10 protein-coding genes are annotated in these 9,761 nt (G+C 64.1%); 4 read left to right on the forward strand and 6 right to left on the reverse strand.

Features of this window, described 5'->3' with window-relative positions; translation table 11 throughout:
- Positions 1-320: 320 nt before the first annotated feature.
- The 4 genes from NKJ18_RS20105 to NKJ18_RS20120 form a co-directional block, all read right to left on the reverse strand.
- Positions 321-869, reverse strand: coding sequence for a hypothetical protein (locus NKJ18_RS20105; RefSeq protein ID WP_023673495.1), 549 nt, complete (start codon positions 867-869; stop codon positions 321-323).
- A gap of 82 nt (positions 870-951) precedes the next feature.
- Complete coding sequence (locus tag NKJ18_RS20110; protein ID WP_023693368.1) at positions 952-2,016, reverse strand: YcjF family protein; 1,065 nt, start codon at positions 2,014-2,016, stop codon at positions 952-954.
- A complete protein-coding gene (locus tag NKJ18_RS20115) occupies positions 2,013-3,491 on the reverse strand; it encodes a YcjX family GTP-binding protein (RefSeq protein WP_023707484.1) in 1,479 nt (492 codons plus the stop codon). Before NKJ18_RS20115 ends, NKJ18_RS20110 begins: the two co-directional genes overlap by 4 nt.
- A gap of 86 nt (positions 3,492-3,577) precedes the next feature.
- On the reverse strand, positions 3,578-4,081 hold the full coding sequence (locus NKJ18_RS20120; RefSeq protein WP_023815810.1) for a SixA phosphatase family protein: 504 nt from the start codon (positions 4,079-4,081) through the stop codon (positions 3,578-3,580).
- 69 nt (positions 4,082-4,150) lie between these two features.
- On the opposite strand from NKJ18_RS20120, the gene NKJ18_RS20125 reads away from it, so the two are divergent.
- Complete coding sequence (locus NKJ18_RS20125) at positions 4,151-4,330, forward strand: hypothetical protein (protein ID WP_023696495.1); 180 nt, start codon at positions 4,151-4,153, stop codon at positions 4,328-4,330.
- A gap of 5 nt (positions 4,331-4,335) precedes the next feature.
- Positions 4,336-4,752, forward strand: coding sequence for an RNA polymerase-binding protein DksA (gene dksA / locus NKJ18_RS20130; protein WP_023673491.1), 417 nt, complete (start codon positions 4,336-4,338; stop codon positions 4,750-4,752).
- A gap of 175 nt (positions 4,753-4,927) precedes the next feature.
- Here dksA and NKJ18_RS20135 read toward each other — a convergent pair whose 3' ends face one another.
- On the reverse strand, positions 4,928-5,644 hold the full coding sequence (locus tag NKJ18_RS20135; RefSeq protein ID WP_023706175.1) for a flagellar biosynthetic protein FliO: 717 nt from the start codon (positions 5,642-5,644) through the stop codon (positions 4,928-4,930).
- 205 nt (positions 5,645-5,849) lie between these two features.
- On the opposite strand from NKJ18_RS20135, the gene cckA reads away from it, so the two are divergent.
- Together cckA and NKJ18_RS20145 are read left to right on the forward strand one after the other, a co-directional pair.
- Positions 5,850-8,420, forward strand: coding sequence for a cell cycle histidine kinase CckA (cckA, locus tag NKJ18_RS20140; protein WP_023670922.1), 2,571 nt, complete (start codon positions 5,850-5,852; stop codon positions 8,418-8,420).
- Between the two features lie 84 nt (positions 8,421-8,504).
- Positions 8,505-9,215, forward strand: a complete 711-nt coding sequence (locus tag NKJ18_RS20145) for a purine-nucleoside phosphorylase (RefSeq protein ID WP_023815808.1) — start codon at positions 8,505-8,507, stop codon at positions 9,213-9,215.
- A 5-nt stretch (positions 9,216-9,220) separates the two neighbouring features.
- Here NKJ18_RS20145 and NKJ18_RS20150 read toward each other — a convergent pair whose 3' ends face one another.
- Complete coding sequence (locus NKJ18_RS20150; protein WP_023670924.1) at positions 9,221-9,523, reverse strand: ribbon-helix-helix domain-containing protein; 303 nt, start codon at positions 9,521-9,523, stop codon at positions 9,221-9,223.
- Positions 9,524-9,761: the final 238 nt, after the last annotated feature.

A 9,761-nucleotide genomic window follows, 5' to 3' on the forward strand; every position in this document is an offset into this window, starting at 1 on the left:
AGGCGGTGGCTCGAGTAGCCGCCGCCTTTTTTGCTGGTGTTCTTAAAGCGCATCGCGCTGACACGGAGGACCGCCGGCACGCACAGGACCATGACACGTTGGCCTTGCTGTGGCTTGGGCCATCGGAGACGCTGACATCGTCGGTTGCGCGCCACATGTCCGGTCGCGGCAGAAAGGTGCCGCCCGAGCGGCCCGTGCTTGAGGAGCGCCAACCTGGCCGCAAGGTGGCGTGTCCTTCCCGACATCGAGCTGAGCGGAACAGCTCAGCTGACGCGCAGTGCAACCCCGTTCCGCGCTTTTTTCGGGGAACCGCTTGAGAGTCAGTTTTTGGCGATGGAGCCGACTTCGACGGCGTCGACGCGCTTGAGGCTCATGCCGATGACCGGCACCAGCTGCTGGTCGACGCGCACGGCGATGGTCACCGTCATCGAATTGTCGTCGGGAATGCGGGCCTGCATGACGCCGCGCAGCTGGTTGCGGTTGATGGTGAAGACGACTTTGCGGGCATCGACCACGTTGCCGCCGATGATGTCCAGGCCCGACCCCGCGGCGCCGCCCATGAAATTGCCCTTGTAGTCGCGGCCCTTGCGCTCGACGGTCGCCGACATTTTCTGGGTGAAGACACCGACGCGGCAGTCGCCATCGAGCGTCATGCCGGTCTTGTTGTCCGGCGTCGAGCCGTCGAAGCTGCAGGTGAACTTCGTGCCCTTGTATTTGCCGGCGATGATTTCGCCCGGGCCGACCCATTTGCCTTCAACGGTGCGGAAGAACTGCTTGTCGGGCTCCGCTGCAAAGGCTTTCCCGGTCGGGCCCAGAGGTGCTGCAAGCGCGACCAGGGGCAGGACGCAGGACAAGATTACGCTTTTCATAGACGACACCCGGCAACAAGGAGGCTGTTGTTGGACGACCATGAACAAGATTGGTTAATGCTTGGTGACCGCGAGAGGGCGTTCACTTGGTCGAGGCGGGTGCTTCATTCTCTTTTCTGGCCGCAAACGAGGTCAGCGCCGACAGGAAATCGCCCATACCCGGCCGCCTGCCGGCAATGAAGGGCAGGGGCCGCGCCGTCTCCATGGCAGCAATGCCGATACGCGCCGTCATCATGCCGTTGACCACGCCTTCGCCGAGTTTCGCCGAAAGCCGTGCGGCAAGGCCATGGCCGACGATCTGCTGGACAAAGCTGTCGCCGACGGCGATCGAGCCGGTCACCGCCAGATGGGCAAGAACGCTGCGCGCCAGCCGGAAAAAGCCCAGCGTGCCCGGCCTGCCGCCGTAGAGTTCGGACAAGCGGCGGATCAGGCGCCCGGCCTCGAACACGACATAGGCAACGTCTACGAGTGCGCGGGGGCTGACGGCGGTGACCAGCGACACGCGTTTGGCTGCTTCGAGGATCATCACCTTGGCTCTCGCATCGAGCGGCCCGAGAATTTCGGTCTCGGCCAGTCGCACCAGATTGCCGCCATCGATGATCTCGCCGCGCAATTCGGCCAGGGAGCGCCTGCCGGCCGCGGTTTCGGGTTTCGCAGCGACAAAGGCCGAAAGCTCTTCGACGACGGCCCTTGCAGCCTTCGGATCGTCGCGGGCCACGGCATCGAGCGCCCGCTTTTGCAGTTTTTCGACCTCGGCCAGCCGGGCGATAGCCAGGAATTCGCGCACCAGCACGACTGCGAGGGCCAACACGGCAATTGCGGCCATTCCCGCTGCCAGCCACCCCAGCCACTCTGCGCGCTCGAACAGGTCGCGGATGAGCTGGTCGGTCCACAGGCCGACGGCGAGCGAAACCAGCACGCCGACCGCGCCGAAAAACAGGCTGGCAAACAGCGAGCGCCTGCGCGGCGCGGTCGCCGGCGGCGGTTCGGCGGCGACAATGTCCGGCTCATCGAAGACATCGATCTCGGCCGGCACGACGACGGTGCGCGGCTTGCGCGGCGGCTCGGCATGGGGGCTGCGCGTTTCCTGCTTCGGTTCGGCCTCCGGCTCGATGCGGAAAGCTGCCGGTCTGCGGGGCGCGGTCATGCCAGATGGTCTCCGATCAGGAACTGCAAGGCGCGGTCGAGCCTGATATGCGGCAGCGACAGCGTGACGCCTTCAGCGGTGCGTTCGAGCTTTGGCGGGCGAAAGCGCACGAAACGGATCGCCGGATCGTCGCTGCTCTGCCGGTGGTCGGCTTCGGAAACGTCGAAAACCGCGTCAATTTTCTCCGGCAAGTCCCCGGGAAATATGGCGGTTTCGGCTTTGCCATCAAAGGTTTCGCCGTTGATCTTCTCGCCCTTCAGCGGCGTGCCGATGATCACCGGCAGGGTTTCGCGGCCTTGCTTGACCGTGCCTTCGCGCGTCGCGCGCACCGCCGCCATGGCGACCACGTCGACATCGGCGCCGGTGAAATTTGCCCGCGCCACGGCGCGGTCGGCAAGCCGCCGCACGATTGCCTGCAGCCGGTCATGGCTTTCGTGATGCAAATGGTCGGCCTTGGTCGCGGCAACCAGGATGCGGTCGATGCGGCGTGAAAACAGGTCGGTGAGGAAATTGCCTCGGCCAGGACGGAAACAGGAGAGGATTTCGGTCACCGCGCGTTCCAGGTCGGCCATCGCGCCGGGGCCGGCGTTCAGCGCCTGCATGGCGTCGATCACCACGATCTGGCGGTCGAGGCGGGTGATGTGTTCGCGGAAGAACGGTTTCACCACATGCGTCTTGTAGGCCTCGTAGCGGCGCTCCATCATCGCTTGCAGCGAGCCGGAGCGCGGCCGTTTCTCACCCTTGAGCAGCAAGGGCGCGAAGGTCAGCGCCGGCGATCCCTCGAGGTCGCCAGGCATCAGGAAACGGCCGGGCGGCAAGGTCGAAAGCGCCCGCTCGTCGAACTTGCAGGCCTTGAGGTAGGCGGCAAAACTCTCGGCGAGGCGCCGCGCCGTCATCTCGTCGGCGTCGGCATTGGGGTCGATCCTCGCCGACAGCGCCCGCCAGTCCTGCGACAGGTCGGCCCGCACCGGCAGCATAGCCATCTCAAAAGCTTCATGCGAAAAATCGGCGAAGGATTTGCCGAGCAGCGGCAGGTCGAGCAGCCATTCGCCGGGGTAGTCGACGATGTCGACCGACAATCGGCCGCTGGAAAACATCCGGTTCCAACCGGAGGCAGACTCATATTCGATGGTGAGCCTGAGTTCCGAAATGGCGCGCGTCGAGTCCGGCCAGACACGGTCGTTGACCAGGGCGGAGATATGGTCCTCGTACTGAAAACGCGGCACGGCATCGTCCGGCTGTTCCTCGAGGAAGGCGCGAGCGATCCGTCCCGACTTCTGCGCCTCGAACAGCGGCAGGCGCCCGCCATGGATGAGATTGTGGACGAGAGCCGAGATGAACACCGTCTTGCCGGCCCGGGACAGTCCGGTGACGCCCAGCCGAAGCGACGGCGAAAAAAGCCCGCTCGCACGCCCCGACAGCGTATCCAGGGCAATTCTCGCTTCGTCGGTGAAAGTGGTCAGCGATGATGCCAAAATCTGTTCTCTCAGGCGTGCTCTTGCGCCCGATATAGGCTTTGCGGTTCAAGTTTGAAATGGCGCCCGGCCTCGGCCGGCTCGGCTCAGAGATCGACGGGCGTCAGGAAGGCTTCGAGGTAGCCCGCGCCTTGCGCAGCCTCGGTGAGGGTGCCGTCGAAGCGCACGACCGCAAGGCCGGAGGTCGGGAAACCATGGTTCATGATGGCCCGAGCAGCCTCTTCGCCGTCGCCCGAGACCGCCATGGCAAGGTCTTCCGTCATCGGATTGTGGCCGATGACCAGCAGCGAGCCGGGGCCGCCATTGCTGCGGATGATGGCGAGGTAGCCGGCGGCATCCTCGCTGTAGAGCGTGTCGAAGAACAGCACCCGGCCGGTATCGGTGTGGCCGGCGATGCCTTCCAGCGTCTGGCGCGCCCGCTTGGCGTTGGAGCAGAGCGTGATATCGGGGATGTAGTTGCGGGCACGCATCGCAGTCCCCATCATTTCGGCATCGGCAATGCCGGATGCGTCGAGCGGGCGATCGAAGTCGCGCACGCCGGGAAGGGCCCAGCCAGCCTTCGCATGCCTCAACAGATACAGTCTGCTCACCGGACCCCCAATGGTGTGCTGCCCACCAATGACACAACTGGATTAGCCACGAGAAAGGCCTGAGGCACAATGGGCGGCGACGCCCAAGCGCAGCGAATCATGTGCGAATTCGCCCGCGCCCTTGCTATGGAAGGCTTTGCTGAGGATCGCCCGCGCGGCATTAACAATTGCGTGAAACGCGCGCGGATTACGCTTGTGCAGCCTTCTCTGCGCGAATATATAGGCGCCAAATTTGGGGTTGTTGGGTGAGTCGAATGAACGATATCGTTACAGCCAATTACGTACCCTCTGAAGACGAGCCGTTCATGAACGAACGGCAGAAATCCTACTTTCGCCTGAAGCTCGTCACCTGGAAGACCGACATACTGCGCGAAGCGCGCGAAACCCTCGAAATCCTGCAGCAGGAAAACGCCAACCATCCCGATCTCGCCGATCGCGCTTCCTCGGAAACCGACCGCGCCATCGAGCTTCGGGCCCGCGACCGCCAGCGCAAGCTCATTTCAAAGATCGATTCGGCGCTGCAGCGCATCGATGAAGGCACATACGGCTATTGCGAGGAAACCGGCGAGCCGATCGCGCTGAAGCGGCTGGATGCGCGTCCGATCGCGACCTTGTCGATCGAAGCGCAGGAGCGCCACGAACGCCGCGAGAAGGTCTATCGCGACGATTGAGCCGCTGCCGTCAGGCAGGACTGTTTCATCAGAAATGGCCGGGTTTCCCGGCCATTTCTGTTTTTGGCCGAAGGGTTTAGTCCGCCCCCAAGTTAAAGCGCGTCGCGCTGAAACGGACGACACGCTTAAGCGGCGTTCGATCGGGAATCGGCAAGATGTGACGGTTCGCCGGGCTTTATCGTTTCTGGCTGGCGAGTTCGCCGAGCAGCTTGGTCATCTCGTCGTCGAGAGACTGCGGTGCCTTCGCAGCCGGCTTGCTTGCCGGTTTGGGGTGCGAATCGTCGAGCGAGACCTCGAGCTCCCGCATCAGGGTATCGTCGATGGACTCATGCTTCGGTGGCGGGGCCTGCCGGGCAGTATTGGCGGCGGAGCCATAGGCCGGCAGCGGTGTCACATTGCTCGCCTGGTAGATTTGAGCCGGTTTCGGCGCCGGCGCGGCCTGGCGCGGCGGAACGGCGGCCGGAGCAGCCCTTACCGGTTGCGGCGGCGGCGCCTGCCTTGCGGGCGTGGCCGGAGCGGGTTGTGCTGCGCGCGGACGCGGCGCCTGTTGCTGCTGGCCAACACCGCCATCGCCGGTCAATGCCGGACGGCGTGGCGCTGCAAGCCTGATATCGCGCTCGACGACAACGTCGGTTGGGCCGCCGATCAAAAGCAGGTGTTCGATGTCGTCGCGACGGATGAGCACCAGCCGGCGGTGGCTGTCGACTGCCGTGGCGTCCATGACCGCCAGCCGTGTCTTGCGGTTCCTGCCGCCGGCAACGAAGGTGCCGAAGGTCAGGTTGCGGATCAGCCTGATGATGATGAGCACGATGACCAGCAGGACAAGGGCAGCAAACGTCCACAGCAGCGCTGCGGCATATCCGGGACCCGCCACATTATCCAGCCACTGCATCGGTGCCCCCAATCGGCTTTTGAAGTGGAGGGACACTAGACCGTTGCGGCCAGCCACCGCAAGTTGCCTTCACGCTTCGTGAACAGCTTGAAAACACCGACGCGTCATTTTTATCCGACATTTGCCGCCAAGGCCTTTTCCGGATTAGGAGAATGTGATTCAACCGGCCGGGGGCGGTGTCGGACAACTCACGAGCAGGGGGCATATGGCCAGGGAAACGCGCGGCGATTTCTATCCGGTACCGATCGTCGATCAGAACACGCGGCCAGGCGCGGTTACCCGGCTCATCGTGTTCATCATCGTCCTGACTGGGGCCGCGATCGTTTTCGGCATTTTCCGCGAGCGTCTTGGCGATCCGTTCCTGCTCGGCATGCTGGGCGTGCTTGCCATGATCGGCGTCGGCTTCCTGTTCGCCACGGCCATCGGCTTCGTGCAGATCGCGCCGCGTTCGACCGGGGACGAACTGTCGAAGGCCTTCGTCGATTCGATGTCGCAGGGCCTGATCGTCACCGACACCAAGGGCCGCGTCGTCTACGCCAACCGGGCCTACGCCGAGATGACCGGTGCCGCGTCGGCCGCCGATCTGAAGACGGTCGAAGGCCTGCTTTCCGATGTCCCCGAAGCTTCGGTGACCATATACCGGCTGGCCTCGGGCTTGCGCGATGGCCAGGCCGGCGACGGTGAGTTCCGGCTAGCACAGTCGATCCGGCCGGGCGCCGAACCCGGCGCGCGCTGGTACCGGGCGCGGGCCCGGACCTTCAGCGTTCCCGGTCAGCGCCTGCCGATGCTTGCCTGGCAGCTTGCCGATATCTCGCAGGAACGGGCCGAGCAGGAGCGTTTCTTCCTCGACTTGCAGAAGGCCATCGACCATCTCGACCATGCGCCGGCCGGTTTCTTCTCGGCCGACCAGGAAGGCCGTGTCACCTACATCAACGCCACGCTCGCCGAATGGCTGGGCATCGATCTGGCGAGCTTCACCCCTGGCGCCGTGACACTCCCGGAAATCGTCGCCGGCGACGGCATGGCGCTGGTGCGCTCGGTCAAGGCCGATCCCGGCACCACCCGCAACGCCGTCATCGATCTCGATCTTACGACGACGACCGGCGAGGCGCTGCCGGTGCGCTTTATGCATCGGGTCTCGGCCAGCCGCGAGGGGACCAACGGTCCCACCCGCACCATCGTGCTCAACCGCACCCAGGGCGAGGACGCATCGGCCGATCTTCGGGCTTCGGAGGTACGCTTCACTCGCTTCTTCAATTCGACGCCGATGGCCATTGCCGCCGTCGACAATGGCGGCCGCATCCTGCGCACCAACGCGCCGTTCCTGTCGCTGTTTTCCTCCGTCGTCGACGGCGACGCGGTTGACCGCCGCGTGCGGCTGGACACCGTGATCCATGAGCGCGACCGGCCGGCCTTTGCCGCCGCCTTCGAGAAGGCGCGGCTGAGGCAGGCCGACATCGAGCCGATCGACACGCTGCTGCCCGGCAATGAGGAGCGTCACATCCGCTTCTACGTCAACGCCGTCGCCGACGGCACCGGCGAGGGCGCCGAGGAATCGGCTATCGTCTATGCCGTCGAGACCACCGAGCAGAAGGCGCTCGAGGGCCAGATGGCGCAGAGCCAGAAGATGCAGGCGGTCGGACAGCTCGCCGGCGGCATCGCCCACGACTTCAACAATGTGCTGACCGCCATCATTATGGCGTCGGATCTTTTGCTGACCAATCACCGGCCGTCGGACCCGTCCTTCCCCGACATCATGAACATCAAGCAGAATGCCAACCGGGCGGCCTCGCTGGTGCGGCAGTTGCTCGCCTTCTCGCGCAAGCAGACATTGCGGCCGGAAGTGCTGAACCTGACCGACGTGCTTGCCGATCTCCGGATGCTGCTTGCCCGCCTGGTTGGCAACGAGATCAAGCTGAAGGTCGACCACGGCCGCGATTTGTGGCCGGTCAAGGTCGATATCGGCCAGTTCGAGCAGGTGGTGGTCAACCTGGCCGTCAACGCGCGCGACGCCATGCCGGCCGGCGGCGACCTCACCGTGCGCACCCGCAACGTCACCGCCGAACAATGCAAGAGCTTCTCCTACCGCGAGCTCACGCCTGCCGACTATGTCGTGGTCGAGGTCGAGGATAGCGGCTCGGGCATTGCCCCGGACGTGCTGAAGAAGATTTTTGAGCCGTTCTTCACCACCAAGGAAGTCGGCAAAGGCACCGGCCTTGGCCTGTCGATGGTCTATGGCATCATCAAGCAGACCGGCGGTTTCATCTTCTGCGATTCCGAAGTCGGCAAGGGTTCGACCTTCCGCATCTTCCTGCCGCGCCATATCGTGGAGGCGAAAAAGCCCGGCGACGTCAGCGAGGCGCCGGCTGCGCCGGTGAAAGCCGCCGACAGCGCCAAGGACCTGTCGGGCTCGGCCACTGTGCTCCTCGTCGAGGATGAAGACGCCGTGCGCATGGGCGGCTCGCGGGCGCTGACCTCGCGCGGCTATACCGTCCATGAGGCCTCCTCGGGCGTCGAGGCGCTGGAAGTCTTCGAAGCGCTCGGCGGCAAGGTCGATATCGTCGTGTCAGACGTGGTGATGCCGGAAATGGACGGACCGACGCTGCTCGGCGAACTGCGCAAGCGCCAGCCCGACATCAAGTTCGTCTTCGTGTCCGGCTATGCCGAAGACGCTTTCGCCAGAAACCTGCCGCCGGACGCGCAATTCGGCTTCCTGCCGAAGCCGTTCTCCCTCAAGCAACTGGCCACCGTGGTCAAGGATGTATTGGAGTCCTAGGGCGCCCTAATTCAAAGCTTGCGCAATGACGTGACACTGCCATGATTGCAGGCGAAACGGGCGGCGGGTTTTGGGGAGCATGTCGTGACGCCGCACAACGAGGCTGCCAGGGGCGACTATGCCGCAACGGTGCTGTTGCCGGGCGATCCGCAACGCGCCGAGTGGATGGCAAAGACATTTCTTGAGGCGCCGCGCTGCGTCAACCGCCGCCGGGGCGCACTCGGCTTCACCGGTCTCTATCGCGGCCGTCCCATCAGCATCCAGGCCACCGGCATCGGTGTCCCGTCCTTCCTGGTCTATGTGCATGAACTCCTGGATGTTCACGGCGTCAAAACGCTGATCCGCACAGGTACTTGCGGCGGCCTGACACCCCGCGTGCCGCTGCGCTCCTTGGTGATCTCGCAGTCGGTGCGCGCCGAAAGCGACCAAAGCGGCCAGGTCTTCGGCCTCTACGATGCTGCAGCCCGGCCCGATCCCGGCCTGTTCGCCCACGCTTTGGCCTGCGCCGCCCAGCTCGGCATTGGCCACCAGGCCGGGCTGACCATCTGCAGCGATGTCTTCTACCACCCTGAAGGGCGCGACCGCTTTGCCGAAGCGCAGGCGCTTGGCGCTCTCGCTGTCGATATGGAAACCAGCGCACTCTACCGAATCGCGGCGCATTTCGGCGCCCGCGCGCTGTCGCTGCTGACCGTCGTCGACAACATCGTGACCGGCGAACAGACTGCCTATTCCGAACGTCAGGCGCTGTTCACCGATATGGCGCGGCTCGGGCTCGACGTTGCGGCGGAAGGCTAGCTTCCTCAGGCCGCTTCGCGCTTCGGCGTCAGCTCATCCATGTCTGGCCGGTGACCGCGCAGATAGAGCGCGCAGGTGGTACGCAGCATCGACGCGAAGTTGGGAATGGCGCCGTTGATCTCGATCGCCTCGTCATAGAGTTTTGAGATGAACTTCGGCGTCGTCAGGCCTTGGCTGTCGGCAATTTCGTCAAGCAGCGCCCAGAATGTTCCTTCAAGCTGGATACTCGTAGAGTGACCGTCGATGCGGATCGACCGGTTGATCTGTCGATAGCCTTCCGGATCCTGCCCGGCAAAAACCCTGCACATCCTTACCTCCCGATATTGTTGGTTTTGGGCGCAGCGTGTCGCGCCTTCAAGTTGTGGTTGTCCCTGCATGTTCGGCCTTGTGGGCCGAATCGGCAATCGGACTTTCGTCTTTAGGCGCAGGCATAGCAGCGATTGCAAATTTAGGTTGTGTGCGTCAAGTTCTGCAAAAAGGGGCGGCCATGATGCTGGTCATGCGGCTTGGCGCAGAGCGAGCTTCTTGTGCTCGCGCAGGTCGTCC

This window comes from Mesorhizobium sp. M0217, assembly GCF_040321955.1.
Lineage (GTDB): Bacteria > Pseudomonadota > Alphaproteobacteria > Rhizobiales > Rhizobiaceae > Mesorhizobium.

Bases quoted from the DNA above. Each gene is read 5' to 3' on its own strand.
- NKJ18_RS20105 (WP_023673495.1), bottom strand. From the start codon at position 869: ATGAAAAGCGTAATCTTGTCCTGCGTCCTGCCCCTGGTCGCGCTTGCA.
- NKJ18_RS20110 (WP_023693368.1), bottom strand. From the start codon at position 2,016: ATGACCGCGCCCCGCAGACCGGCAGCTTTCCGCATCGAGCCGGAGGCC.
- NKJ18_RS20125 (WP_023696495.1), top strand. From the start codon at position 4,151: ATGGGCGGCGACGCCCAAGCGCAGCGAATCATGTGCGAATTCGCCCGC.
- dksA (WP_023673491.1), top strand. From the start codon at position 4,336: ATGAACGATATCGTTACAGCCAATTACGTACCCTCTGAAGACGAGCCG.
- NKJ18_RS20135 (WP_023706175.1), bottom strand. From the start codon at position 5,644: ATGCAGTGGCTGGATAATGTGGCGGGTCCCGGATATGCCGCAGCGCTG.
- cckA (WP_023670922.1), top strand. From the start codon at position 5,850: ATGGCCAGGGAAACGCGCGGCGATTTCTATCCGGTACCGATCGTCGAT.
- NKJ18_RS20150 (WP_023670924.1), bottom strand. From the start codon at position 9,523: ATGTGCAGGGTTTTTGCCGGGCAGGATCCGGAAGGCTATCGACAGATC.